This is a genomic window from Kribbella sp. NPDC055071 (assembly GCF_053608045.1).
In genome coordinates this window covers 98,778-124,629 of record NZ_JBSGUS010000005.1, presented here as the reverse complement: position 1 = coordinate 124,629, position 25,852 = coordinate 98,778, and the positions used below count along the sequence as shown (strand labels likewise).

General features: G+C 68.0%; 20 protein-coding genes. 9 read left to right on the top strand and 11 right to left on the bottom strand.

What is annotated here, in order from left to right:
• Positions 1–4 precede the first annotated feature (4 nt).
• Entirely contained in the window at positions 5–1,855 is a 1,851-nt protein-coding gene (ilvD, locus tag ACWF4Z_RS10915) for a dihydroxy-acid dehydratase (RefSeq protein WP_452242788.1), read from the bottom strand.
• Between the two features lie 118 nt (positions 1,856–1,973).
• Between ilvD and ACWF4Z_RS10910 the strand changes: the two genes are divergently transcribed.
• From ACWF4Z_RS10910 to ACWF4Z_RS10885, 6 genes are all read left to right on the top strand, one after another.
• On the top strand, positions 1,974–2,996 hold the full coding sequence (locus tag ACWF4Z_RS10910; RefSeq protein WP_452242787.1) for an SAM-dependent methyltransferase: 1,023 nt from the start codon (positions 1,974–1,976) through the stop codon (positions 2,994–2,996).
• A gap of 29 nt (positions 2,997–3,025) precedes the next feature.
• Complete coding sequence (locus tag ACWF4Z_RS10905; protein WP_452242786.1) at positions 3,026–3,868, top strand: helix-turn-helix domain-containing protein; 843 nt, start codon at positions 3,026–3,028, stop codon at positions 3,866–3,868.
• Positions 3,865–4,281 carry a VOC family protein gene (locus ACWF4Z_RS10900; RefSeq protein ID WP_452242785.1) on the top strand — a complete coding sequence of 139 codons (417 nt, stop codon included), beginning with the start codon at positions 3,865–3,867 and terminating at the stop codon, positions 4,279–4,281. The genes ACWF4Z_RS10905 and ACWF4Z_RS10900 overlap by 4 nt, the downstream gene beginning before the upstream one ends.
• 71 nt (positions 4,282–4,352) lie before the next feature.
• Positions 4,353–6,194 carry a DNA helicase RecQ gene (gene recQ, locus ACWF4Z_RS10895; RefSeq protein ID WP_452242784.1) on the top strand — a complete coding sequence of 614 codons (1,842 nt, stop codon included), beginning with the start codon at positions 4,353–4,355 and terminating at the stop codon, positions 6,192–6,194.
• Positions 6,195–6,275: 81 nt separating this feature from the next.
• Positions 6,276–6,845 carry a dihydrofolate reductase family protein gene (locus ACWF4Z_RS10890; protein WP_452242783.1) on the top strand — a complete coding sequence of 190 codons (570 nt, stop codon included), beginning with the start codon at positions 6,276–6,278 and terminating at the stop codon, positions 6,843–6,845.
• A gap of 57 nt (positions 6,846–6,902) precedes the next feature.
• Entirely contained in the window at positions 6,903–7,964 is a 1,062-nt protein-coding gene (locus ACWF4Z_RS10885) for a hypothetical protein (RefSeq protein WP_452242782.1), read from the top strand.
• On the opposite strand, the gene ACWF4Z_RS10880 is transcribed toward ACWF4Z_RS10885, so the two are convergent.
• Both ACWF4Z_RS10880 and ACWF4Z_RS10875 read right to left on the bottom strand, forming a co-directional pair.
• The gene (locus ACWF4Z_RS10880) at positions 7,957–9,096 is read right to left on the bottom strand and encodes a serine hydrolase domain-containing protein (protein WP_452242781.1); all 1,140 of its coding nucleotides are present in this window, start codon (positions 9,094–9,096) and stop codon (positions 7,957–7,959) included. The two genes, ACWF4Z_RS10885 and ACWF4Z_RS10880, sit on opposite strands and share 8 nt — an antisense overlap.
• A 17-nt stretch (positions 9,097–9,113) precedes the next feature.
• A complete protein-coding gene (locus tag ACWF4Z_RS10875; RefSeq protein WP_452242780.1) occupies positions 9,114–9,989 on the bottom strand; it encodes a LysR family transcriptional regulator in 876 nt (291 codons plus the stop codon).
• Between the two features lie 98 nt (positions 9,990–10,087).
• Between ACWF4Z_RS10875 and ACWF4Z_RS10870 the strand changes: the two genes are divergently transcribed.
• Positions 10,088–10,807 carry an SDR family oxidoreductase gene (locus ACWF4Z_RS10870; RefSeq protein ID WP_452242779.1) on the top strand — a complete coding sequence of 240 codons (720 nt, stop codon included), beginning with the start codon at positions 10,088–10,090 and terminating at the stop codon, positions 10,805–10,807.
• Positions 10,808–10,831: 24 nt separating this feature from the next.
• A complete protein-coding gene (locus ACWF4Z_RS10865; protein WP_452242778.1) occupies positions 10,832–11,599 on the top strand; it encodes an SDR family NAD(P)-dependent oxidoreductase in 768 nt (255 codons plus the stop codon).
• On the opposite strand, the gene ACWF4Z_RS10860 is transcribed toward ACWF4Z_RS10865, so the two are convergent.
• The 8 genes from ACWF4Z_RS10860 to ACWF4Z_RS10825 form a co-directional block, all read right to left on the bottom strand.
• Entirely contained in the window at positions 11,590–11,961 is a 372-nt protein-coding gene (locus ACWF4Z_RS10860) for a VOC family protein (RefSeq protein WP_452242777.1), read from the bottom strand. The genes ACWF4Z_RS10865 and ACWF4Z_RS10860 overlap by 10 nt on opposite strands.
• Positions 11,962–12,129: 168 nt before the next feature.
• Complete coding sequence (locus tag ACWF4Z_RS10855) at positions 12,130–14,085, bottom strand: DUF3352 domain-containing protein (RefSeq protein ID WP_452242776.1); 1,956 nt, start codon at positions 14,083–14,085, stop codon at positions 12,130–12,132.
• A gap of 48 nt (positions 14,086–14,133) precedes the next feature.
• Positions 14,134–14,706 (bottom strand): hypothetical protein, encoded by a 573-nt coding sequence (locus ACWF4Z_RS10850; protein ID WP_452242775.1) that lies wholly within the window; start codon positions 14,704–14,706, stop codon positions 14,134–14,136.
• A gap of 163 nt (positions 14,707–14,869) precedes the next feature.
• A complete protein-coding gene (gene dnaE, locus ACWF4Z_RS10845) occupies positions 14,870–18,415 on the bottom strand; it encodes a DNA polymerase III subunit alpha (RefSeq protein WP_452242774.1) in 3,546 nt (1,181 codons plus the stop codon).
• Positions 18,416–18,519: 104 nt separating this feature from the next.
• A complete protein-coding gene (locus ACWF4Z_RS10840) occupies positions 18,520–19,587 on the bottom strand; it encodes a type IV toxin-antitoxin system AbiEi family antitoxin domain-containing protein (protein ID WP_452242773.1) in 1,068 nt (355 codons plus the stop codon).
• A 123-nt stretch (positions 19,588–19,710) separates the two neighbouring features.
• A complete protein-coding gene (locus tag ACWF4Z_RS10835) occupies positions 19,711–20,619 on the bottom strand; it encodes an RluA family pseudouridine synthase (RefSeq protein ID WP_452243009.1) in 909 nt (302 codons plus the stop codon).
• A 14-nt stretch (positions 20,620–20,633) separates the two neighbouring features.
• Positions 20,634–21,449, bottom strand: coding sequence for a signal peptidase II (gene lspA / locus ACWF4Z_RS10830; RefSeq protein ID WP_452242772.1), 816 nt, complete (start codon positions 21,447–21,449; stop codon positions 20,634–20,636).
• Complete coding sequence (locus ACWF4Z_RS10825) at positions 21,422–21,877, bottom strand: TraR/DksA family transcriptional regulator (protein ID WP_452242771.1); 456 nt, start codon at positions 21,875–21,877, stop codon at positions 21,422–21,424. Before ACWF4Z_RS10825 ends, lspA begins: the two co-directional genes overlap by 28 nt.
• Positions 21,878–22,561: 684 nt before the next feature.
• Between ACWF4Z_RS10825 and ileS the strand changes: the two genes are divergently transcribed.
• Positions 22,562–25,714, top strand: coding sequence for an isoleucine--tRNA ligase (gene ileS / locus ACWF4Z_RS10820; protein ID WP_452242770.1), 3,153 nt, complete (start codon positions 22,562–22,564; stop codon positions 25,712–25,714).
• The last annotated feature ends 138 nt before the right edge of the window (positions 25,715–25,852 follow it).

Here is a 25,852-nt window from a genome sequence, read left to right as displayed (position 1 = left end):
CAACTCAGCCGAGTTTGGTGACGTCTCGGACTGCGCCCTTGTCGGCGCTGGTCGCCATCGCGGCGTACGCGCGGAGCGCCTGGGAGACCTTGCGCTCGCGGGCCTTCGGGGCGTAGACCCCGCCAAGTGCAGCCCGGCGCGCTTCCAGGACGTCGTCGTCGACCAGGAGCTCGATCGAGCGGCCGGGGATGTCGATGCGAATCTGGTCGCCGTCCTCGACGAGCGCGATCGTGCCACCGGAGGCGGCCTCGGGTGAGGCGTGCCCGATGGACAATCCCGACGTACCGCCGGAGAAGCGTCCGTCGGTGACCAGAGCGCAGACCTTGCCGAGCCCGCGGCCCTTCAGGAACGACGTCGGGTAGAGCATCTCCTGCATCCCCGGTCCGCCCTTCGGGCCTTCGTACCGGATCACCACGACGTCGCCCGGCGTGACCTGCTTGGCGAGGATCTTCTCGACGGCCTCCTCCTGCGACTCACACACCACCGCAGGACCCTGGAACGTCCAGATCGACTCGTCCACCCCAGCCGTCTTCACAACGCATCCGTCCACCGCCAGGTTGCCCTTCAGCACCGCGAGCCCGCCGTCGACGGAGTAGGCGTGCTCGAGCGAGCGGATGCACCCACCGGCCGCGTCGTCGTCCAGCGTCTCCCACCGCTCCGACTGCGAGAACGCCGTCGCCGACCGCTTGCATCCCGGCGCCGCATGCCACAGCTCGACGGCCTCCGGCGACGGCGAACCGCCGCGCAGATCCCAGGTCTTCAGCCACTCGTCGATCGAGTCGCTGTGCACGGTGTGAATGTTCTCGTTCAGCAGTCCGGCCCGGTGCAGCTCGCCGAGGATCGCCGGGATACCGCCGGCCCGGTGCACGTCCTCCATGTAGTACGTCCCGCCCGGCGCGACGTTCGGCGCGACCTTGGCCAGGCACGGCACCCGCCGCGAGACCGCGTTGATGTCGTCCAGGTCGAAGCCGACCTCGGCCTCCTGCGCGGCCGCGAGCAGGTGCAGGATCGTGTTCGTCGAGCCGCCCATGGCGATGTCCAGGGCCATCGCGTTCTCGAACGCCTCCCGCGACGCGATGTTGCGCGGCAACACGGTCGCGTCGTCGTTGTCGTAGTACCGCTTGGTGATCTGTACGACGGTCTCGCCTGCCTTCTCGTACAGCGCCTTCCGCGCGGTGTGCGTCGCGAGCACCGAACCGTTGCCCGGCAGCGACAGCCCGATCGCCTCGGTCAGGCAGTTCATCGAGTTCGCGGTGAACATGCCCGAACACGACCCGCAGGTCGGGCAGGCGTTCTCCTCGATCCGCAGGATGTCGGCGTCGGAGACGTTCTCGTTGACCGCCTCGGACATCGCGTCGATCAGGTCGAGCTTGCGGACCGTCCCGTCGACCAGCGTCGCCCGCCCGGCCTCCATCGGCCCGCCGGAGACGAACACGGTCGGGATGTTCAGCCGGAGCGCGGCCATCAGCATGCCCGGGGTGATCTTGTCGCAGTTCGAGATGCAGACCAGCGCGTCCGCGCAGTGCGCCTCGACCATGTACTCGACGGAGTCCGCGATCAGGTCCCGCGACGGCAGGCTGTAGAGCATGCCGCCGTGTCCCATCGCGATCCCGTCGTCGACCGCGATCGTGTTGAACTCGCGGGCGATCCCGCCGGCCGCGTGGATCGCCGCGGAGACGATCCGGCCGACCGGCGCGAGGTGGGTGTGACCGGGCACGAACTCGGTGAAGCTGTTCGCCACCGCGATGATCGGTTTGCCGAAGTCCTCCCGGGCGACTCCGGACGCCTGCATGAGCGCGCGGGCGCCGGCCATGTTCCGGCCGTGGGTGACAGTGCGGGACCTCAGATCAGGCACGACGACATCTCCTCGCGAGTAGAACGACGCATCCGATGGTGCCACTCCAGGTCCAGATGCCGAAACGCCGGTCCCGGATGACGGATGGGGAGAACCTCGTCCCAGGCATCCTGGCTCGGTGAGCACTCTTGACGACACCGATCCGTTGAAGCGATTCGCCCTGGCCTCCGCGGCCCGCGCGACCTTGTCCGGCTGGATCACCGGCGCACAGGTCCTGGGCCTGATCACCACGCTGCGGGATCGCGGCTGGACGACGTTCCTGGCCGAACCCCGCGACCTCGACGCGCTGACCGGATTCTCCGGCCTCCCGGCCACGCGGGTGACCGACATCCTCGACGTGCTCTCGGCGTACGGCGTCGTCCGGTCCGAAGACGGCCTCGCGCAGCTGACGCCGGAGTTCGCGGCGCTGAACTCCGGCGACTCGTACATCGGCCTCGACGATCTGCTCGACCAGGCCGAGCTGACGATCGGGCTGGCCCGTACGGCGGCCGACGACCCGGGACCGCTGTCGTTGACCGAACCCGACGCCCTGGTGATCGCCCGTTCGAACGGCGGCAAGGCGACTCCGGTCACCCGGGCCTTGTTCGAGACCGGCTTCCTGCCGGGCCTGCCCGAGCTGACGGACGCGATCCGCCGCGACCGATTCCTCGACGTCGGCTGCGGGGTTGCGGGCGCGTCGCTGACCCTCGCAACGATGTTCCCGGAACTGCGCACGGTCGCGATCGAGTTGGTCCCGGCCGTGGCCGCCGAGACGCTTCGCCGGGCGAAGGAGCTCGGCGTGGCCGACCGGGTGGACATCCGGTGCATGGACGCCCGCGACTTCGACGAGCCGGACGCCTTCGGCGGCGCGTTCTGGGCCCAGCCGTTCTTCCCGGAGCCGACCCGGGCGGCGACGCTCGCGATGATTCTGCGGTCGCTGAAACCCGGCGGACTGCTCTTCCTCCAGGAGATGGAGCCCGAACCGGCCGAGTCCGCCCGACCCGCCTACACCCTGCGCAAACTGGTCGCCCAAGGCCGCGGGATCCCCTTCGGCCGAACCGCCGAAGCGCTCACCGCCGAAGCCGAAGCCGCGGGCTTCGCCCTGGTCCGGCTGGCGAAGACCGACCTGGCTCGCATGGTCATCGTGCAACGACCGAGCTAACTGTCCGGACCCGGATCTAATCTGGGCAGATGAGCGGGATGGAGCACCACACGCGGCCAGTGCATCCAGCACTGCGGCCGTACGTCGGTGGCCTCAGCGGGTACGCGTATCACGGTGACGCGCCCGACCTGCATCGCGGCCTGCCATCGCGCTACCTGACGCTCGTCATCACGCTGGACGACCCACTCGGGATCGCATGGCCAGGCTGTCCGTTGGAGACGTTCGACGCGGCCGTCGGCGGATTGCACGCGACCGCGGTGCACGTCGGCCAGACGCCGAGCCGGGCCGGTGTGCAGGTCTCCCTGACCCCGGCCGCGGCACGCGTCCTGCTCGGTCTGCCGCCGGGTGAGCTGGCGTCCACGGTCATCGGCCTCGACGACTTGCTGGGTCGGCGCGCTCGGGTGCTGACCGAGCAGTTGCGTGAGACCCCGACCTGGACCGAGAGGTTCGATCTGCTCGAGTCGCTGTTCCTGCGGCGGCTGGCCGACACCTCCGCTCACGAAGTGCGGCCCGAGGTGGGCTGGGCGTGGCGCCGACTACGCGACACCGGCGGGGCCATCGCCGTACAAGAGCTTGCGGCCGAGGTCGGGTGGAGCCGGCGGCACCTGACCGATCGATTCACCACGGAGTTCGGGCTTGCGCCCAAGGTGGCAGCGCGCGTGCTGCGGTTCGAGCAGGCGGTCGGGCGGTTGCGACAGCAGCCCACCATCCGGTTGGCCGACCTCTCCGCCACCTTCGGGTACGCCGATCAAGCGCACCTGACCCGTGAGTGGCAAGCAATCGCCGGTTGCTCACCCCGGCAATGGATCGCCGAGGAGCTCCCAAACCTTCAAGACACGAGCCGGTCCTGGCCCGCAGAGTCGGGGGTATGAACACGCAAACGGACAAGCAGGTCACTGGCGTCTGGCCGACGCTGGTCTATCGCGACGGGCAGGCTGCACTCAAGTTCCTGACCGAAGGGCTCGGCTTCGAGCTCGTGGCGTCGTACCCCGGTGCGGCCGAGGGCTCGATCGCGCACGCTCAGCTGTCGTGGCCGGCGGGTGGTGGCGTGATGGTGAGCTCGACGGATGCGAAGGCGCAGCCCGACGAGTTCTCGGCGCTGGCCGACCGGACGCAGGCGGTCTACCTGGTCCACAACGATCCGGACGCACTGATCGGCCGCGCGATCGGCGCCGGCGCGGTCGTGTTCCGCGGTCTGCAGGACACGCACTACGGCTCGCGCGACTTCTCGGTCCGGGATCCGGAGGGCAACATCTGGAGCGTCGGCACCTACGGCGGCGCGTAGGTCCGGGCGATTTATCCACAGGTTGGCGTTGGTGCCCGGCAGTGTCGGTGGGATCTCACTAGACTCGCGGGGTGAGCGAGACAACCGACTCCACATCCGATTCTGAGGCTGCCGAGGTTTTGCGGCGCGTCTTCGGGTACGACGCCTTCCGCGGCGAGCAGGCTGAGATCATCGACACGGTCGTGGCCGGTGGTGACGCGCTGGTGCTGATGCCGACCGGTGGTGGGAAGTCGTTGTGCTACCAGATCCCGGCCCTGGTCAGATCCGGGGTCGGCGTGGTGATCTCGCCGCTGATCGCGTTGATGCAGGACCAGGTCGATGCGCTGACGGCTCTCGGCGTCCGGGCCGGGTTCCTCAACTCCACCCAGGACTACGAGCAGCGGCGTGAGGTCGAGCAGGCGTTCCTGTCCGGCGAGCTGGACCTGCTCTACCTCGCACCCGAGCGGCTCCGGGTCGAGGCGACCACGCGGTTGCTCGACCAGGGCAAGATCTCGCTGTTCGCGATCGACGAGGCGCACTGTGTCTCGCAGTGGGGCCACGACTTCCGGCCGGACTACCTGATGCTGTCGGAGCTGCATGAGCGGTGGCCCGACGTTCCACGGATCGCGCTGACCGCCACGGCGACCGAGGCGACACACCAGGAGATCGCGACCCGGCTCAAGCTGACCGACGCCAAGCACTTCGTCGCGAGCTTCGACCGGCCGAACATCCAGTACCGGATCGTCGCGAAGGACAACCCGCAGAAGCAGTTGCTCGAGCTGCTGCGGACCGAGCACGCGGGCGACGCGGGCATCGTCTACTGCCTGTCACGCAACAGTGTCGAGAAGACCGCCGCCTTCCTGACCCAGAACGGGATCGAGGCCGTGCCGTACCACGCCGGCCTGGACAGCCGGACCCGCGCGAAGAACCAGTCCAGGTTCCTGCGCGAGGACGGGCTGGTGGTCGTGGCGACGATCGCGTTCGGCATGGGCATCGACAAGCCGGACGTACGGTTCGTCGCCCATCTCGATCTGCCGAAGTCGGTGGAGGGCTATTACCAGGAGACGGGCCGGGCCGGCCGCGACGGGCTGCCGTCGACGGCGTGGCTGGCGTACGGGCTGCAGGACGTCGTACAGCAACGGAAGATGATCGACACGTCCGAGGGCGACCTCGCGCATCGGCGCCGGCTGAGCGCGCACCTCGACTCGATGCTCGCGTTGTGCGAGACCGTGCAATGCCGCCGGTCGCAGCTGCTCGCGTACTTCGGTCAGCACGGCGACACCTGCGGGAACTGCGACACTTGCCTGACGCCGCCGGAGTCGTGGGACGGCACGATCGCCGCACAGAAGCTGCTCTCGACCGTGTACCGGCTGCAGCACGAGCGGAACCAGAAGTTCGGCGCGGGGCAGTTGGTCGACATCCTGCTCGGCAAGGAGACGGAGAAGGTCAAGCAGTTCCGGCACGAGGAGCTGACCGTGTTCGGGATCGGGACCGAGCTGAACGACACACAGTGGCGCGGTGTGATCCGGCAGTTGCTCGCGCTGCGACTGCTCACGGTGGAAGGTGATTACGGCACGCTCGTGCTCACCGAGGAGAGCGCCGAGGTGCTCGGCCGTCGCCGCGAGGTGATGATGCGCCGCGAGCCCGAGCGGACCCGGTCGAAGTCGGGATCGCGCTCGTCCGGCGGGAAGAAGGCGGCCGCCGACCTCTCCCCCGAGGCCGCGCCGGTCTTCGAGCGGCTGCGGGCGTGGCGCGCCGGTGTCGCCAAGGAGCAGGGCGTTCCGGCGTACGTGATCTTCCACGACGCGACGCTGCGGGAGATCGCCACCGACCTGCCGGACACGCTGGCCGCGCTCGGCTCGATCAGCGGGATCGGCGAGAACAAGCTGGCCAAGTACGGCGAGGGCGTGCTGGAGGCACTCGCCGCGGAATGATGTCGAGATCGGGCGGGTGTCTTCGACGCGTTGGCAGGAGCGCGGATCGGCCGCACTCGCCGGAGTTCGAGGAGCAGGATCATGTCTTCATCGGTGTTGTTGATGTCGATGTCCGTCGACGGGTTCGTCGCGGGTCCGAACGACCAGCCGGGGAATCCGGGCGGCGACGGGTTCATGCGGTTGCACAAGTGGTACGAGAACAGCGACGGCGAGTTCGGCCGACCTGAGGGTGCCGCGGCCGTCCTGTGGGACGAGATCCAGGCGACCGGCGCGGTGGTGGTCGGTCGGCGGACCGCCGAGCAGGTCGACTTCTACGGCGGTGATCACCACGGTGTGCCGATCTTCGTCCTGACCCACGAGCCGCCGGCCGAATCGCCGTACCCGAACGTGAAGTTCGTCAGCGACATCGAGACGGCGATCACCGAGGCGAAGGCCGCCGCGGGTGATCGCGACGTACTGGTCCACGGCGCCTACACGGCCCAGAAGGCGTTGGAGGCCGGTGTCCTGGACCAATTACAGCTCGACCAGGTCCCGGTCCTGTTCGGCCGCGGGCTCCGGCTGTTCGACGTACTCCCCCAGCAGATCGAGCTCGAGGTCGTCCGCGTGATCGACACCCCGGCCGCGACCCATATCCGCTACCGAATCGTGTGATCGAACGCCGCTCCGACTGCGTCAGCACTGTGATCCCCCAACTTGAACGGAGACACAGTGCTGACGACGATTTCTGCCGGTCTGCTGGCGGCAACGCTGACCACCTCGCCGGTCTCGATCGCTTGGCAAGACACGCCGACCGGTGTACCACTCGGCGTCTTCTACACGACCGAGAAGGCCGCCGGTGAGCAGTGGGCGGTCGGCATCAGGATCACCACCGGCAAGGAGGGAGCGACCGCCTTCCACCCGGCCGCGGTGCGCTGGACCGGATCGGCCTGGCAGCAGACGACCTCGGCCTTCCCTGACGGGCGACTCGACGACGTCCTGATTCGTGGCGGGAACGACGTCTGGTCCGCCGGAGCGACCGAGTACGCGGGCGACGACGCACCGCCGCGGCCGTTCCTGCAGCATTGGACCGGACGCGCCTGGCAGGAGGTGTCCACACCGGCGACGGACGACACCTGGCAAGGATTCACGGCGCTCTCGCAGGACAGTGAGGGCAATCTGCTGGTTGCCGAGGACAACTCGGTGATCCACCGGTACGACGGCCACACCTGGCAGAGCCTGCCGCCGGCCGAGGACGGCCTGTGGATCGACGACGTCAAGTCGTTGGGCGGCAAGGAACTGCTGGCCGCCGGCATCGGTGGACTGCAGCGCTTCGACGGCGCGGCGTGGCACCAGGAGAAGCTGCCCGCCGGGGCTCTGGAGGTCTCCCAGTTGCTGGTCCGCAGTCCCAAGGACATTTGGGCAGTTGGCATGAAGCACGACGACGAGCTGTGGCGGATCCCGATGGCGCTGCACTACGACGGCATGCAATGGACCGAGGTCCCCACTCCGGTCCACACCGACCAGTTGCACGACATCTCGGACGTCAACGGCACGCTCTACGCGGTCGGCGGCGACCCGAGCGGTGACACGCCGCTGGTCGTCCGGTTCGACGGCAAGCAATTCGTGAAGGTCGACGTCCCACCGAACGCGACGTACCTGCACGGCAGCACCAGCAGCGGCGGCTGCCTCTGGGTCAGCGGAACCGGCCCGACCACCGAGGACATCACGCCATACATCGGCGTAGCGAACGTCGCCGACGCCCAAACCAATTCGCCGAAGTGCCTCAACTGACCAGGGGACGCACTGCGGTGAGCAGTTGACTCATCGCGCTGTCGACGTTTTTGTTGCCGTCTGCAAGCAAGAGGGCGACGGAGAGGTGCTTGGACGGAATGACGACGAGCAGGCTCATGTGGTCGGCCATCTCGCCACGGTGTCCGAACGCCGTACCGATGCCGAACTGCTCCGAGAAGCGCATCGTCCCCAGGCCGTACTCTCCGTCACCCTTGGTCATCTGGTCGACCAGGTCGGACGGCAAGACGCGTCCGCCGTACAGCTGGTAGCCCCAACGGGCGACCGTCGGAGCATCGGCGGCGAGTCCCGCGTTCGCCGCCGAGAGACTGGCGATCGAGCGGCACGGGAGGTAGCCATCGGGTGCACCGCAGCCCGGATTGGCATCGGTCACGACCGGCGGTTGAGGCTTCTCGGCATCCTGGAGCGCGGCGTGGGTCAGCCCGGCCGGCGTCGCCAGGTCGTGGCGAATGACGGCCGCGAACGGCTGGCCGGTCACCTTCTCGATCAGCATGCCGAGGAGCACATAACTCGGATTGCTATAGCTGTAAGGGCTTCCGGGCGCTCTGACGGCCGCGGTGGCATAGGACAGCGCCTGCTCCGGGGTCCAGTGCTTGCCCGGTGCGGCCTTGATCGCCACGTCCATCCGCGCGTAGTCGTTGGGCAGGTAGTTCTGTACGCCGGACGTCATCGACAGGTGCTGCCGGACGGTCGCATTGTTCGCGGTCAGCTTGTTCTGCACGTACGTCGAGAGCGGGGCATCGAGATCGACCTTGTTCGCCTTCGCCAGCAGCAGCACCTCCGCGGCGACGAACGTCTTGGTGATGCTCGCAACGGACATGCTCGTATCCGGCGTCAACGCCGTACCCCGGGCGTCCTTGCCGGCCGCGCCGGACCAGGTCCACTGGTCGGTGATCACAGTGGCGGTCGCACCCCGCGAACCCGACTCGATGTCCGGCATCGCGACAATCTTCGCGAGTACGTCCTGCAGAGGCTTGGCCTTTGCTGGATCCAGCGGGGATGTCGCCGGATCCGGGAAGGTCGCGGTCGCTGGCGACGTACTCGGAGCTTGGCTACCGCCTGAGCATCCGACCAATGCCAGCACCAGCAGCGCCGCCATCCCAGTCTTGATCATTTTCCGATGGTGGCACTTCAGCGTGGTGGGAGCCACTCGATTGTGGTTGCCAGGTCGGCGAAGTCGTAGATGAGGCGGGAGCGGCGGGAGGCGATCCAGGCGAGGCAGACCTTGTTGCTGGCCAGATCGTTCAGCGGTACGGCGACGACGTCCGGTCGGTGGTAGAAGGTGGCCACCGACAACGGAATGATCGAGACACCGCTGCCGGCTGCGACGTGTTCGAGTTTCTCCTCGACGCTGTGGAGCACGGGCGGCGGCTTCGGGTGGCCGGCCCGCAGCTCGACCGCGATGTCACGCCATTCGGGGACGGCGTCCGGGTCCTGCAGGAGGTGTTCGTCGGCGAGATCGGCGATGTCGATGACCGGCTTGCCGGCCAGCCGGTGATCCGACGCGAGCATTGCGACCCGGGGCTCCTCGAACAGTGGGCGAACGGCCAGCCCCTCCTGATCGATCGGTAGGCGCACGATGCTGACGTCGACGCGGCCGTCGTGCAGGACATCGACCTGGTCGTCCCAGGTCGTCCGGATCAGCTTCACTTCGACCTCGGGATGCGTCGCCGTGAACGCCCGTACGGCCGGCGTCACGGTGAGCCCCGGCATGAAGCCGACGGTGAACGCCTTCGAACCCCGGGCGACCTGGGCAACGCGGCGGCGAGTGGCCTCGGCCGCGGCCAGCAGCGGGCCGGCGTCGTCGAGCAGTTGACGACCGGCCGGGGTCAGCTCGGTGGCACGCTTGTTTCGGACGAAGAGCTGGACCCGGAGCTCGTCCTCGAACGCCCGGATCTGCCGCGACAGCACCGGCTGGGCGATGTGCAGTCGCTCCGCCGCCCGGCCGAAGTGCAGTTCCTCGGCGACGGCGACGAAGTATCTGAGCTTGCGGAGATCGACGTCCATAATACCTTCAGGGTATTACAGCCGACCGAACAGGTCTTGGACGCGGCCCGCCGCGACGCCGCATCGTGGAAGCGAACCCAACCACGAAAGGCAGTCCCATGAGTGTGCAGGATCAGCGCGTCGTCGTTCTCGGCGGTACGTCGGGGATCGGTCTCGCGACCGCTCAGCTCGCGGCCGGCCAGGGCGCCACCGTGATCGTTGCCTCCAGCAACCCTGATTCGGTGAAGCGTGCGCTGGAAACCCTTCCCCCGAACGCATCCGGCGAGGCCGTCGACCTCACCGATGCCGCCGCGGTCGCGGCGTTCTTCGACCGGCTCGACCCGTTCGACCACCTCGTCTACACCGCCGGCGAGTCGTTGACGTTGCTCCCGGTCGCGTCGATGGACCTGGCTCGCGCCCGGCAGGCGTTCCAACTGCGGTACTTCGGCGCCGTCGGTGCTGTCAGCGCGGCCGCGGCGAAGATCCGGCCCGGCGGCTCCGTCGTACTCACCTCCGGCGCCGCGGGTGACCGACCGAGCGCCGGCTGGTCGGTGGCAGCGAGCATCTGTGGCGCGATGGACTCGCTGGTCCGGGCACTCGCGGTCGAGCTCGCTCCCCTGCGCGTCAACGCGGTCAAGCCGGGTGTCGTCCGTTCGCCGCTCTGGTCGGACCTGTCGATCGAGGACCAGCAGAGCCTGTACGACGAGACCTCCCGCCTGCTCCCCGTCGGCCGCGTCGGCGAGGTCACCGACATCGCCGAGGCCTACCTCTACCTCATGAACCAGGGCTACGCCACCGGCACGATCGTCACCGCCGACGGCGGCCACGCCCTCGTCTGATCCAGAAGCTGGCAAGGTGAACACATGGCACGCATTCTGATCACCGGATCGGCCGACGGCCTTGGACAGGCGGCCGCAGCGGAGCTGATCAAACAAGGGCACAGCGTCGTTCTGCACGCCCGCAACGAGGCCCGGGCCGGCGAGGCGGCCCGAGCGCTGCCCAGGGCCGAGGCCGTCCTGACCGGTGAGCTCGCGAGTATCGCGGAGACCCGCGACCTGGCCCGGCAGGCCAACGAGTCGGGGCGGTTCGACGTGGTCATCCACAACGCGGCCGTCGGCTACCAGGAGCCGCGGATCGAGACGATCGACGGACTGGAGCACGTGTTCGCCATCAACACGCTGGCGCCGTACCTGCTGACCGCCTTGATCGACCGGCCCGACCGTCTGATCTATCTGAGCTCAGGCATGCACGAGGGTGCGGACGTCGTACTCGACGATCTTCAGTGGGTACGGCGGCGGTGGCGGGGTGCGCAGGCGTATTCGGACTCGAAGCTGTACGACGTGGTCCTTGCGTTCGCGGTCGCCCGGCTGTGGCCCGACGTACTCTCGAACGCCGTCGACCCGGGCTGGGTCCCGACCAAGATGGGCGGCCGGGGCGCGCCGGGCGACCTGAGCCAGGCGCACCTGACGCAGGTCTGGCTCGCGACGGCGCCGAGCACGCCCAGCGGCGAGTACTACTACCACCTGCGCCCACACCGGACGCACCCCGCCGCATCGGATCCCGAGTTGCAGGCCTCGTTCCTCGACGCCTGCGCCTCGCTCACCGGGGTGGCGTTCCCGGGTTATGCCTGAGACACGTACAGCCGATTCCCGTCGGGGTCGCGGAGGCTGAACATCGGCGGGACGCCCGGCCACTCGAGGAGGTCGCCCGTGTCCACGCCCGCGTCCAGGAAATGCTGGTGCGCCGCTTTGGCATCCGGACTGGCCATCCGGATGCCGGTGTCGACACCAGCCGGTACGTCGTCCTTGGCCGGCACCAGCGCGATACTCGCCGCGGCGCCAGCCGGCGCGACCGTGATCCACCGGCCACCGAACTGCGGCAGCGGCGCGTCCATCAGCAGCTCGAACCCCAGGGTTTCGGTGTAGAACGTGACGGCCCGGTCCTGATCCGTCACCGGCACACCGACGGTCCGGATCTCGCTGACGTGATTCATGGTGGTTCTCCTTCTGTGATTGGCGCTTTCACTCAGGAGGTAGAGACAGGTCCGGTGTTTTCGACATCGGCGGACAAGAAACCCCGGACGATCTCGTCCGGGGTTTCCCTGTGACTGCTTTGACTGCTTTGACTGCTGTGACTACGTCGACTGCTGTGACTGCTTTGACTACTTGGCGACGACGCGGAGGTCGAACTCGGCCTGGCCGTCGCCGGTGGAGCGGGCGACGATGCCGGCCGACTTGAGGGCGGCCAGGTCCTTGTCGGAGCTGGACCGTTGACTGATCGCGCTGAGCGACTGGAAGTCGACGTACCCGATCATCGCCGCGCCCTTGGTGTCGGGCAGGGCCTGCTTGAACGTGTCGGACTGGCCGAGGTTGCCGCCCTTCAGCACCTGCTCGGCGTAGCTCTGATCGGTGGAAATCACGAGCGTGTCGTTGTCCTTGGCCTGCTGGATCGGGACGTTCACCGGAGTGCGGCTGCGCAGCAGCGTGGTCAGCTTCTCGACCACCGGCTCGGCCTTGGCCGGGTCGGTCTCCATCCGGGCCGCGATCTTCGGGCCGTTCGACATCTCCTTGTCGACCGTGACCGCGAAGTTCTTGCCCAGCAGGCTCTTCAGGTCGTCCGGCAGGGTGAGGCCGGTCTCGCCGGTGACCTCGTCGATCATCGGCTGGAGGTTGCCGGACTTCTGGAGTTGCTGCCACATCGTGTCGACCAGCGTGTCACCGCCGGACACCGCGAGCGCACCGGCCGTGCTGTCCGGGAGCTTCGTGACGATGTCGCCGGCGTCGGCGTTGTTCACCTTGACGCTCTGGTCGCCGTGGGCGATGCCCTTCAGCTCGACGTACGACGAGTCGAACCGCAGCGCGGCCGCGACACTCGCGTCACCGACGCCGGACAGCGCCTGGGAGTCGACCTTGCCGGAGATCGACGCGATGCCCTTCATGTCGGCCCAGGCGGACATGAAGCCTTGCTCGCCGAGCTTGTCCATGTCCGCGCTGAACTTCGCGTTCTTGTCCAGCGGGTTGTCCTTGGCGGCGGCGACGGCCGCGTCGACGATGGCCTGCTTGTCGCTCAGCAGGACGTACCCGTTGCTGAACGCACGGCCCGGCTTCTCGTCCGCCTTGGCCAGCAGCTTGTCCAGGCCCTTGGTGGCGGCGTCCTGGTCCTTCACCTGGACCGCGAGCACGACGTCCGGCTCGGACTTGCCCTCGGCGGGCGGGAGCGCGGCGATGCCGGCGCGCTCGCCGAGCCACGGCTTGATGTCCTTGTCGTAGTCCACGTCAGCGAGATCGTCACCGGCGTACTTCTTGATCTGCTCGAACAGCTTCTGCCGCAGATCGTCCTTCTCACCGGTCAGGCCGAAATTGTCCTTGACCGACGGGAACTTCAGCATGAACCGGATCGCCGCGACCTTCTGGCCGGCCGACGGGTTCAGGTCGATGCGGGCGTACGCGACGGCGGTGCCGGGCAGCACCGAGGCCGGCTGGTCACCACCCTTGAGCTTGCCGTAGGCAAAGATTCCGCCGCCGGCGACGACGATCACCATCGCGAGCGCCGCGACCAGCGGGATCAGCTTGCCACGCTTCTTCTTCGGCTCCGGCTGCCACTCCTGCGGCTGACCGACCTGCAACTGCTCGTACGACGCTTGCCCGCCGGCCGGACCGTACGCCGACTGACCCGGCTGACCGTACTGCGGCCCGCCCTGCGCGTAGTACGGGCCAGACTGCGGAGCTCCGCCGTACTGCGGACCAGCCTGCTGCCCGCCGTACTGCTGCTGCCCAGGCTGGGCTCCGCCGTGCTGACCAGCTTGCTGGCCGCCGTACTGCTGACCAGGCTGCGGCTGGCCGGGATGCGGTTGGCCGGGGTGGGGCTGGTTGGGGTGCTGCTGTCCGGGCTGCGGCCAGAGGTTCTGACCCTGCGGCGGCTGGCCCTGCGGGGGCTGACCTTGCGGGCGGCCGGCGGGCGGCTGGGCCTGGGGCTGGCCGTGCGGGGGCTGACCCTGCGGGGGTCCGCCGTACGGGCTCTGGCCCTGGGGGTTCTGGCCGTAGGGGTTCTGGGGCTGCTGCGGTCCGCCGGGCGCGCCAGGGTGGCGCGGGGTGGGCGGGGTGTTCTGGTCGGACATAAGCTCCCTCGCTGGCTCCGGTGGCCTCACCCACCGGACTGCCAAACGCTACTGCACCGGGGGCGACGTCTCTGACGCAGCAGGTTGCGAAGTGGTTGCAGGTCCGGCGGTCGTAGATGCGGGCGTCACCGGCTCACTACGCCAGGTGGCCGCGGCGAGGATCGCGCAGGCCAAAGCCGCGCCGATCAGCCACGCGGCCGCGGGCGTCCAGGTGTGCAGCTCGAGTGGGGCTGAGACCAGGTCACCCGGCTTGGCTGCCTGCAAGCGCGGCTGGATCGGGTCATGACCGAGCAACATGCCGACACCCCAGCACACACCGGACCCGAGGCACGCGCCGAGCGTCACGACCGAGACTGACCACGGACCGTAGTTCCGCAGCCACCAGAACAGCGCACCACCGAGCACAAGCGCGACCAGGAACCCGATCGCGGTGAAGGTCCCATCCGGCCCGAAGATCCGGGTCATCTGCTCTTCACCCAGCGAGCCGCCGTTCTCGTCCACCGTGTACTGAGCCAACGGCGAGAACTGCTGCCAAGCCCACCCAGCCACCACGCCGGCCACCAGGAACGCAACAACCGTCACCACAATCGCCTTCGCCCACGGCAACCCCGGCTCCGCCACCACGGGGTCCCCAAAACTCCCCCCAGCCACCGGAGGCGAATACACAGACGACGACTGAGACCCCGAAGGCTCCACAAACTGACTCACCCCGCCAGTGTCCCGCACCCCCGGTTACCCACCCCCACCACCCCTCCGACAAACCGCCGAGAGCCGCGGTCGGGGATCAGCTGGCTAGGCAGGAGGGGCCTAGGAGGGCTTTGAGGTCTGCCATCAGGGATGAGGTGGGGGTTACTCGGAAGCGGTCGCCGATGCGCATCACGGTGGTCTTCTGGCGGGCCTGGAGTCGTAGGTGGACCTCTGTCATCCCGGGGTGGGAGGTCAGGATGTCCCGGAGCTGATCGACGACCGGTGGGGTACAGCGGTTGACCGGCATCGTCAGGACTACCGGGCCGCTCGGGCCTTCGGTCAGGTCGGGGACGACGACCTCGTCGCCGCTGAGCTCGACGCGGTCCTCGCGGCGGCGGATCCGGCCCTTCATCAAGATGATCGCGTCGTTGCTGAGCAGGTGCGCGTGCAGCTGGTACGCCGAGGAGAACATCATCACCTCGATCGAACCCTCGAGGTCCTCGATGGTGACGATCGCGTAGATGTCGCCGCGCTTGTTCACCTTGCGCTGGACCGCGGTGACCAGACCACCGATCGTCACCCGGGTGCCGTCGGGGCGGTCCTCGTCGGCGAGCAGCTGGCCGATCGTGCAGTCGGTGCCGTTGGTGAGCACGTGCTCGACGCCGAACAGCGGGTGGTCGGAGACATACAGCCCGAGCATGTCCCGCTCGTGCGCGAGCTTGGTCGCCTTGTCCCACTCCTCGATCTCGGGGACCGTCACGGTCAGGCGGCTGTTGCCCTCGCCCTCCTCCGCGTCGTCGCCCATCGAGAACAGGTCGAACTGGCCGTGCGCCTCGTTCCGCTTGAGGTCGATCGCTTCGTCGACCGCCTGCTCGTGCACGGCGACGACCGCGCGCCGGGCGTGGTTCATCGAGTCGAACGAGCCGGCCTTGGCCAGTGACTCGATGACGCGCTTGTTGCAGACCGGCAGCGAGACCTTGTCGATGAAGTCGACGAAGTCGGTGAACCGGCCCTTGTCCTCACGGGCCGCGACGATCTCGGCGACGACGTTCACACCGACGTTGCGGATCGCGGACAGGCCGAAGCGGATGTCGGTGCCGACCGGGGTGAAGTTCGAGTCCGACTCGTTCACGTCCGGCGGGAGCACCTTGATGCCCATCCGGCGGCACTCGTTCAGGTAGATCGCCATCTTGTCCTTGTCGTCCTTCACGGACGTCAGGACCGCCGCCATGTACTCGGCCGGGTAGTTCGCCTTCAGGTACGCCGTCCAGTACGAGACCAGCCCGTACGCGGCGGAGTGGGCCTTGTTGAACGCGTAGTCGGAGAACGGGAGCAGGACGTCCCAGAGCGCCTTGATCGACTGGTCCGAGAAGCCGTTCGACTTCATCCCCTCGGAGAAGCCGACGTACTCGGCATCCAGCACCTCGCGCTTCTTCTTACCCATCGCCCGGCGGAGCAGGTCCGCCTTGCCGAGCGTGTAGCCGGCCAGGCGCTGGGCGATCTCCATCACCTGCTCCTGGTACACGATCAGGCCGTAGGTGATGCCGAGGACCGGCTCGAGCGCCACGGCCAGCTCGTCGTGCGGGTAGCTGACCTCCTGCGCGCCGTTCTTGCGGAGCGCGTAGTTGGTGTGGCTGTTCGCACCCATCGGGCCCGGCCGGTACAGCGCCGTACTCGCGGAGATGTCCTCGAAGTTGTCCGGTTTCATCAGCCGCAGCAAGGCCCTCATCGGACCGCCGTCGAACTGGAAGACGCCGAGCGTGTCGCCGCGCGCGAGCAGGTCGTACGTCGGTTTGTCGTCGAGATCCTTGCTGAGCTGGTCCAGGTCGACCACGATGCCGTGCGCGGCCTCGATGTTCTTGACCGCGTCGTCCATGATCGTCAGGTTGCGCAGGCCGAGGAAGTCCATCTTGACCAGGCCGAGCGTCTCGCAGCTCGGGTAGTCGAACTGGGTGATGATCTGGCCGTCCTGGTCGCGGCGCATGATCGGGATCAGCTCGATCAGCGGCTCGCTGGACATGATCACGCCGGCCGCGTGCACACCCCACTGGCGCTTCAGGTTCTCCAGGCCGCGGGCGGTGTCGACGATCTTGCGGACGTCCTGGTCGGACTCGTACAGCTGGCGGAACTCGCCGGCCTCGGAGTACCGCTTGTGGGAGGAGTCGAAGATGCCGGACAGCGGCACGTCCTTGCCCATCACCGCGGGCGGCATCGCCTTGGTGATCCGGTCCCCCATCGCGAACGGGTAGTCCAGCACCCGGCCCGCGTCCTTGATCGCCTGCTTGGCCTTGATCGTGCCGTACGTGACGATCATCGCGACGCGGTCGTCGCCGTACTTCTCGGTGACGTAGCGGATCACCTCGGGGCGGCGACGGTCGTCGAAGTCGATGTCGAAGTCGGGCATCGACATGCGCTCCGGATTCAGGAAGCGCTCGAAGAACAGACCGTGCAGCAGCGGGTCGAGGTCGGTGATCTTCATCGCGTACGCGCACATCGAACCGGCACCGGAACCACGGCCGGGACCGACCCGGATGCCGTTCTTCTTGGCCCAGTTGATGAAGTCGGCGACGACGAGGAAGTAGCCGGCATACCCCTTCGAGACGATGATCTCGATCTCGTAGTCGGTGCGCTTGCGGACGTCGTCGGGAATACCGGCCGGGTAGCGGTGGTGCAGGCCGGTCTCGACCTCGGCGATGAACCAGGACTCCTCGTTGTGGCCCTCGGGGCAGGGGAAGCGCGGCATGAACCGGCCCTCGCCCTCGGTGAAGCCGACGTCGCACTGCTCGGCGATCAGCAGCGTGTTGTCACACGCCTCCGGCAGTTCCTTCCACACCTCGCGCATCTCGGCCGCGGTCTTGACGTAGAACTCGTTGGCGTCGAACTTGAACCGGTTCGGATCCGAGAGCGTCGAGCCGGACTGGACGCAGAGCAGCGCGGCGTGCGCCGTCGAGTCCTCGGGCTTGGTGTAGTGCAGGTCGTTGGTCGCGACCAGCGGCAGGTCGAGCTCGTGGGCCAGTTTGAGCAGGTCCTTCTGGATGTCCAGCTCGATGCCGAGGCCGTGGTCCATCAGCTCGCAGTAGAAGTTCTCCTTGCCGAAGATGTCGCGGAACTCCGCGGCGGCCTCGACGGCCTCCTTGTACTGCCCGAGCCGGAGCCGGGTCTGGACCTCGCCGGACGGGCAGCCGGTGGTGGCGATCAGGCCCTGGCCGTAGGTGTTCAGCAGCTCGCGGTCCATCCGGGGCTTGAAGTAGTAGCCCTCGAGGCTGGCCAGCGAGCTCATCTTGAACAGGTTGTGCATGCCGGAGGTGTTCTTCGCCAGCAGCGTCATGTGGGTGTACGCACCCGAACCCGAGACGTCGTCGCGGCCCGAGTTCGCATCGCCCCATTTGACCCGCTTGCGCTCGCTGCGGTGGGTGTGCGGCGTCAGGTATGCCTCGACGCCGATGATCGGCTTGACGTCGTACTTCTTCGCCGTCTTCCAGAACTCGTACGCACCGAACACGTAGCCGTGGTCGGTCGTTGCGATCGCCGGCTGGCCCATCTCCTGGGCGGTTTTGAACAACTCGTCGATCCGCGCGGCGCCGTCCAGCATCGAGTACTCGGTGTGCACATGAAGATGCACGAAACTGTCGCTGGACCCCATATCGGCGCGGACCTCCCAGGGCGTGGATGAGCGAGACTGCGACAGCTTATGCAGGGCCCACGGACAGTTTTGAATCGGCTCGCTGACGCCCTCCGCATCGCCCGCTATCCGGTCACCCCCACCCCCTTCTCCCCGCTCTCCCATCCCCCGGCGACTGGGGACTCTGACTGGTCAGTTTGCGTGCGCGGCGCTCCCCAAATCTGAGGAGCGAAGACGAGGACGGGGCAGGTGGGGGTGCAGGGGGTGGGGCGGCCGGGCCAGCCGCGGGATCGCAGGACCTGGGCAACCTGGGCCGCGGCCGTACAGGGATCGCCGAGCAACTGGTACCCGAATCGCAGGGTCGGCTTCGCCGCCATCAATGCGGCGTTGTCGCGACTCATGTCCCGCCAGCGAGCACCAGTTGCCTCATGCCCGGCGCGGCCATCGAGCTCGACGATCACGCCGTACGGCTCGTACTCCAGGTCGCGGTACACGAATCCGCCGCCACCGCCGGCACGAACCTGCCGCGCCGCAGCCGGGAGAGCGTGAGCGCGTTCGACTTTGCGCAGGTAGGCCAGCTCCAGGATCGACTCGGTCCCCTCGGCGGCATCTCGTAGTACGTCGAGGAGAAGGGCTCGCCGCCGAAGCCGTCGCAGCCGATCCAACTCGGACAGCAGTCGCTGCGGTGTCGTACGCCGCTGGCGGCACGCATCGAGCACGAGCGCAACCGCGTCCTCGGACCTATGCCGTCGGCTCGCAACCGTCAACACTGCAACCTCGAGCCGTACCATCGGCGGCTCCCGCGATCCGAGCACCCGGCTGTCGAGGTCCCTGTGTCGGGATACCGCGATGCCGGGCTGTCGACGTAGCCGGCGTTCGTGCGGAATCTCCAACCGGATCACGTCCTCGTCCGAGATTCCTTCGAGTCCGTACCGACGCAAGGCCGTCTCGCCGGCAACGGCCGCATCCGGCCCACATGCCAGCCACGCGGCCCACACCCGGGTTTCCCACGGCACCGGCCCGCTGAAGTCGACGTACGCCCCGACGTAGAGGCGCTGGATCCGCCCGTTGCGGCTGCGCACCGCCAGCGTCCGGTCGGACACCCCGTAGGCATTGGCCTGGGCACGGCTGAACGCGCCGCCCTGCCGCCGCCGCAGTTCCTCAAATCCCGATCCACACCCGTTCCATCCCATACCCCCAACATGCCCGTCCCCACCCCTCCACCGCGGCCATTTCCCTGCCCCTGTGGACATCCAGCGCAATCGGGGAATTCGACGGATCGTTCCGGGTGCGTCCTGCTCCCCGAACCCGCCGATTTACTGGGCGTCAGCGAGGAGGTTCAGGGCGTGGTCGAGGTCGTCGGGGTATTCGGAGGTGAACTCGACGTACTCGCCGGTGCCGGGGTGGGTGAAGCCCAGGCGCATGGCGTGCAGCCACTGGCGGGTGAGGTGGAGGCGTTCGGCCAGGACGGGGTCGGCGCCGTACGTGAGGTCACCGCAGCAGGGGTGGCCGATCGCGGACATGTGGACGCGGATCTGGTGGGTGCGGCCGGTTTCGAGGGTGATCTCGAGCAGGGTCGCGTACCGGAAGGCCTCGAGGGTCTCGTAGTGCGTGACACTCGGCTTGCCGCCGGCGACGATGCCGAACTTGTAGTCGTGGTTCGGATGGCGGTCGATCGGTGCGTCCACGGTGCCGGTGAACGGGTCGGGGTGACCCTGGACCAGCGCGTGGTAGATCTTCTTGACCGTCCGGTCCTTGAACGCGCGTTTGAGCGCGGTGTACGCGTACTCGGTCTTCGCGACGACCATCAGTCCGGAGGTGCCGACATCGAGCCGGTGCACGATGCCCTTGCGCTCGGCGGCTCCGCTGGTCGAGATGGTGAAACCCGCTCCGGCGAGGTGGCCGATCACGGTCGGGCCGGTCCAGCCCGGTGACGGGTGCGCGGCGACGCCGACCGGCTTGTCGACCACGATGATCTCGTCGTCGTCGTACACGATCCGGAGGTTGTCCACAGTCTCCGGTACGACGGTGACCTCGGCGGGAGGCGGTGGGAGCTCGACGTCGAGCATCACGCCGGGCGACACGCGGGACGATTTGGGGGCCGGGACGCCGTCGACCTGGACCAGGCCGGACTCGATCATCTCGGCGGCCTTGGTGCGGGACACGCCGAAGAGGCGGGACAGCGCCGCGTCCAGCCGTTCGCCCGCGAGGCCGTCGGGCACCATCACGGTCCGTGAGCTCACTGGTGGGTGTCCCGGGTGCCGTCGAGCCTGATCCCCCGCAGCGTCTGAATCACGAGCAGGATCGCTGCCGAGGTCACCGCCATGTCGGCGACGTTGAAGATCGCCCAGTGTGGGGTCTGCAGGAAGTCGACCACATGCCCGTGGAACGGCGACGGGTCACGGACGATGCGGTCGATGATGTTCCCGACCGCGCCGCCGAACAGCAGCCCGAACGCGACCGCCCACCCCGCCGACCCCAGCCGGCGCGACAGGTAGATCACGCCGAGCGCCACGATGATCTGTACGGCGCTGATGTACGGCGTATACCCCGATCCGAGACTGAACGCCGCTCCCGAGTTCCGAATCAGGTTGAACTTCAGCAAGCTCCCGATCACATTCACCGGTTCCCCGGGCGTCAGGTGAGCCAAAGCCAGCGCTTTGGTCACCTGATCCAGCCCAAGCACCAACACCCCAACGGCAGCAAAAATCACCGTCCACTTCCACGACCGCCCCGCCTCGCCGCCTCCGGCGACATCGGCCGCAGAAAGAACTGCAGGAGTCGAGGAGCCCGACTCTGCCGAAGTGGCGGCTTCGCCGCCAACTGGCTCGGTGGCCGGTGACCCGGCCTCGCCGCCTTCTGCGACCTCGGCCGCAGAAAGAGCAGAAGGGGCCGAGGAGCCCAGCTCCGCTGGGGTGGGGGTTCCAGCGGCTGGGGTGGGTGGGGACGGATCAGAACCGGCCGGCTGACTGCCGGCCGGTTCTGGGACGATCTCGTCCTCTGGCGGGGAGGGCGGGGTGGTGTTGTTCAGCGGCGTTCTTCGCGTTCTTTGCATGACACGCACAGTGTTGCACGGGGGAATGCTTGGAGCCGACCCTTGCCGATGGCGTTGCCGCAGCTCTCGCAGACGCCGTAGGTGCCGTCGTCGATCTTGGCGAGGGCGCGCTGGCTCTGGTCGAGCATGTCGCGGGCGTTGTTGGCCAGCGACATCTCGTGGTCGCGCTCCAGCGTGGTCGACCCGACGTCGGCCTGGTCGTTGCCGGCGCCGTCGCCGCCGTCGCGCAGCAGCCCGACGATCTCCTGCTCGGCCGACCGGATCTCTTCCTGCAGGTGCACCACGTCACCCTCGAGCTCACCGCGGAGCTCGGCCAGCTCGGCCGACGTCCACGGGGTCTCGCCGGGCTTCACCGGGAGGGTCTCTGCCTTGTGTACGGGGGACTTCGCCGGCGCCGTTGCCGGGGCCCTGTTCTCGTTCGTCTTCATGGCCACCCTCTTCGTCGGAGCTCGCTTGGCAGGGGTCTTCGCCGCTGTCTTCGCCGCGGTGGTCGCCGGCTCGGCCGTCGTGCGCTTCGTGGATTCGGTCGTTTTCGCGGCACTTTTCTTGGCCGCGGCGGTTCGTCTGGGGGCGGACTTCTTGGGCACCGATGTAGCCATGGTCAGCTACCCCCTGCCTTCGTCGGAGACTGAAGCGGACTGGTCGCAAGACACTAGGCCACGTGTTCACCACGTGCCAGTCCGACGCGCAGACCGTGGACATACGGTAGTCGGTTCTTCAAGCTCACTCGATGTTCCGCGCGTCACAGCCTCATTGCGGCGACTACACTCCGTCAACCAAACGTTTCAGCCGAACCCCGCCGAATCCCATGGCGCCCCGGAGGATTCTCGGCCCTCGACCCCGCGACTGACCACCGATTAACGATTCGTAGTTGCCTGGTACGACGCCGTACACTGACAACTGCGCACCGCAAGGCTGTGATGGGGCCATCACCCCGGAGCCGCCGGAAGAACAGTCGTAGCGACCTATTAGAACCGGCAGCGACGCGTCAAGGAAGTGGGTGGCCACACTCTGGCCGCCAAGGAGGGTGGTACCGCGCGGTGCCCGGGTGACACGCCCGGCGCTTCGTCCCTCGTCCAGCAGGCAGCAGGCTCGACGAAGGACGACAGACGATGGCGGCAGAGACACCGGATACTTCCTGGCGGCAGGTGCCCGCCCAGGTCGACCTCCCAGCGCTCGAGCGGGAGGTGCTGACCCTCTGGGACGAGCACGACACGTTCGCCAAGAGCCTCGAGCAGTCCGCCGGCGGCACGCCGTGGACGTTCTTCGAAGGCCCGCCGACCGCGAACGGGATGCCCGGCACCCACCACATCGAGGCGCGCGTCTTCAAGGACGTGTTCCCGCGCTACCGGACGATGAAGGGCTTCTCGGTCGAGCGCAAGGCCGGCTGGGACTGCCACGGCCTGCCGGTGGAGGTCGCGGTCGAGAAGGAGCTCGGCTTCAGCGGCAAGTCCGACATCGAGGCCTACGGCATCGCCGAGTTCAACGCCAAGTGCCGCGAGTCCGTCCTGCGCAACGTCGACGCGTTCAACGAACTGACGATCCGGATGGGCTACTGGGTCGACCTGGAGCACCCCTACAAGACGATGGACCCGGAGTACGTCCAGTCGGTCTGGTGGTCGCTCAAGCAGATCCACGAGAAGGGCCTCCTGGTCGAGGACTACCGGATCACGCCGTACTGCCCGCGCTGTGGCACCGGCCTGTCCGACCACGAGCTCGCCCAGGGCTACGAGACGGTCGTGGACCCCTCGGTCTACGTCCGCTTCCCGCTCACCTCAGGGCCGCTGGCCGGCAAGGCGTCCATGCTCGTTTGGACCACGACCCCTTGGACCCTCGTCTCCAACACCGCGGTCGCAGTGCACCCGGACGTCGAGTACGTCGTCGCCACCGACGGGACCGAGTCACTGATCGTGGCCAAGCCGCTGCTGGGCACGCTCGGCGAGGGCTGGACGGTCACCAACGAGTACGTCGGCCGCGAGATGGAGCTCTGGACGTACCAGCGGCCGTTCGAGCTGGTCCAGTTCGACGAGCCGGCGCACTACGTCGTGCTAGCCGACTACGTCACGACCGAGGACGGCACCGGTCTGGTCCACCAGTCCCCCGCGTTCGGCGCCGAGGACCTCGCGGTTAGCCGGGAGTACAACCTGCCCGTCGTGATCCCGGTGGAGTTGGACGGACACTTCACCGCGGACCTCCCGCTGGTCGGCGGCCAGTTCTTCAAGAAGGCCGACGAGACGCTGGTCAAGGACCTGAAGGACCGCGGCGTCCTCTTCAAGCACGTCCCGTACGAGCACCCGTACCCGCACTGCTGGCGCTGCCACACCCCCGTCATGTACTACGCCCTCCCGTCCTGGTACATCCGCACCACGCAGGTGAAGGATGCCCTGCTCCGGGAGAACGAGAAGACCAACTGGTTCCCGGAGTCGGTCAAGTGGGGCCGGTACGGCGACTGGTTGCGCAACAACATCGACTGGGCCGTGTCCCGCTCCCGCTTCTGGGGTACGCCGTTGCCGATCTGGCGCTGTGGTGAGGACCACCAGGTCTGCGTCGGCTCGCTCGCCGAGCTCGGCGAACTGGCCGGTCGTGACCTGAGCGGCTCCGACCCGCACCGCCCGTACGTCGACGACATCACGTTCGACTGCCCGACCTGTGGTGCCGAGTCGCGCCGCGTGCCCGAGGTGATCGACGCCTGGTACGACTCGGGCTCGATGCCGTTCGCGCAGTGGGGCTACCCGTGGGCCGAGGGGTCCAAGGAGAAGTTCGAGCAGGCCTACCCGGCCGACTTCATCTCCGAGGCGATCGACCAGACGCGTGGCTGGTTCTACACGTTGATGGCGATCGGCACGCTGGTCTTCGACGAGTCGTCGTACCAGAACGTGGTCTGCCTCGGGCACATCCTGGCCGAGGACGGCCGGAAGATGTCCAAGCACCTGGGCAACATCCTCGAGCCGCTGCCGCTGATGGACGACCACAGCGCCGACGCGGTGCGCTGGTTCATGGCCGCCTCCGGGTCGCCGTGGAAGGCGCGCGGGATCGGCCCGAACGTGCTGAACGAGATCGTCCGGAAGGTGCTGCTCACCTACTGGAACACGGTCGCCTTCCACGCCCTGTACGCGCGGCTGGCCGACTGGTCACCCACCGACGCGCCGGCCGTGGCCGACCGTTCGGTGCTGGACCGCTGGCTCGTGAGCGAGACGCACCGGCTGGTCCGGGACACTGACGCGGCGTACGCCGAGTTCGACACGCAGCGGCTCGGGATGCTGATCAGCTCGTTCGTCGACGTGCTGTCGAACTGGTACGTCCGTCGTTCCCGCCGCAGGTTCTGGGCCGGTGACGCCAGCGCGCTCGCGACGCTGCACGAGACGCTCGACGTGCTCACCCGGGTGATGGCGCCGCTGACGCCGTTCGTGACCGAGCGGGTCTGGCAGGACGTGTTCCGGCCGGTCACGCCCGGTCTGCCGGAGTCGGTGCATCTGGCCGAGTTCCCGACGTACGACGAAGCCCTGATCGACGATGTGGCCGCGCAGCACGTGTCGATGGCCCGCCGGGTCGTCGAGCTGGGCCGGTCGGCCCGGTCCGAGGCCAAGGTGCGCACGCGCCAGCCGCTGTCCCGGGCGCTGGTCGGATCGGCCGCGATCGCGGATCTGTCCCCCGAGTTGCTGCAGGAGATCGCGGACGAGCTCAACGTGGGTTCGGTCGCGCCGCTTTCCTCGGCGGGTGCGGACCTGGTCGAGTTCTCCGCGAAGGGCAACTTCCGCGAGCTCGGTAAGCGGTTCGCCAAGCAGACGCCAGTGGTCGCCGCCGCGATCGCCGCGGCCGATGCCGCCGCGTTGGCGTCGTCGTTGCGAGCCTCGGGTACGGCGACAGTCGTGGTCGACGGTGCGGACGTCGAGGTCAGCGAGTCCGAGGTGCTGCTGTCCGAGCGGCCCAAGGAAGGCTGGTCGGTGGTGAACGAGCAGGGCGAGACCGTTGCCCTCGACCTCGAAGTCACGCCGGAGCTGCGGCAGGCCGGCCTGGCCCGCGAGGTGGTCCGGACGTTGCAGGAGGCCCGGAAGAACGCCGGCCTCGAGGTGTCGGACCGGATCCGGGTCTGGCTCACCTCGACCGACGCCGACCTGACCGATGCCCTCGGCAAGCATGCCGACGAGGTGGCCCGCGAGGTCCTCGCCGTCGAGCTGACCCAGGCGGCCCCGGCAGCCACGGCGACTGTTGCCACCGGCACCGAAGCGGACCTTCAACTCACCTACTGGCTCGAAAAGGCCTGACCAGCCGGCTGTACGGCGCGAGCCCGGAACACCGGGCGCGCGCCCGCGCTCAGTCTGGACCAGTAACCCCCTAACCCGATTTGGTGCCTGTGTGAAAATGGTGCGGACATTACGCAAATGCGGTGCTGCCGGAAAGCA

Excerpts from the sequence above, each read along its gene's own strand:
- ACWF4Z_RS10840 (WP_452242773.1), bottom strand. The coding sequence starts at position 19,587 with ATGGGATGGAACGGGTGTGGATCGGGATTTGAGGAACTGCGGCGGCGG.
- ACWF4Z_RS10890 (WP_452242783.1), top strand. The coding sequence starts at position 6,276 with ATGTCTTCATCGGTGTTGTTGATGTCGATGTCCGTCGACGGGTTCGTC.
- ACWF4Z_RS10880 (WP_452242781.1), bottom strand. The coding sequence starts at position 9,096 with ATGATCAAGACTGGGATGGCGGCGCTGCTGGTGCTGGCATTGGTCGGA.
- ACWF4Z_RS10835 (WP_452243009.1), bottom strand. The coding sequence starts at position 20,619 with ATGGTGCCCGACGGCCTCGCGGGCGAACGGCTGGACGCGGCGCTGTCC.
- ileS (WP_452242770.1), top strand. The coding sequence starts at position 22,562 with ATGGCGGCAGAGACACCGGATACTTCCTGGCGGCAGGTGCCCGCCCAG.
- ACWF4Z_RS10900 (WP_452242785.1), top strand. The coding sequence starts at position 3,865 with ATGAACACGCAAACGGACAAGCAGGTCACTGGCGTCTGGCCGACGCTG.
- ACWF4Z_RS10855 (WP_452242776.1), bottom strand. The coding sequence starts at position 14,085 with ATGTCCGACCAGAACACCCCGCCCACCCCGCGCCACCCTGGCGCGCCC.
- dnaE (WP_452242774.1), bottom strand. The coding sequence starts at position 18,415 with ATGGGGTCCAGCGACAGTTTCGTGCATCTTCATGTGCACACCGAGTAC.
- lspA (WP_452242772.1), bottom strand. The coding sequence starts at position 21,449 with ATGCAAAGAACGCGAAGAACGCCGCTGAACAACACCACCCCGCCCTCC.
- ACWF4Z_RS10870 (WP_452242779.1), top strand. The coding sequence starts at position 10,088 with ATGAGTGTGCAGGATCAGCGCGTCGTCGTTCTCGGCGGTACGTCGGGG.
- ACWF4Z_RS10860 (WP_452242777.1), bottom strand. The coding sequence starts at position 11,961 with ATGAATCACGTCAGCGAGATCCGGACCGTCGGTGTGCCGGTGACGGAT.
- ACWF4Z_RS10865 (WP_452242778.1), top strand. The coding sequence starts at position 10,832 with ATGGCACGCATTCTGATCACCGGATCGGCCGACGGCCTTGGACAGGCG.
- ACWF4Z_RS10875 (WP_452242780.1), bottom strand. The coding sequence starts at position 9,989 with ATGGACGTCGATCTCCGCAAGCTCAGATACTTCGTCGCCGTCGCCGAG.
- ACWF4Z_RS10905 (WP_452242786.1), top strand. The coding sequence starts at position 3,026 with ATGAGCGGGATGGAGCACCACACGCGGCCAGTGCATCCAGCACTGCGG.
- ACWF4Z_RS10825 (WP_452242771.1), bottom strand. The coding sequence starts at position 21,877 with ATGAAGACGAACGAGAACAGGGCCCCGGCAACGGCGCCGGCGAAGTCC.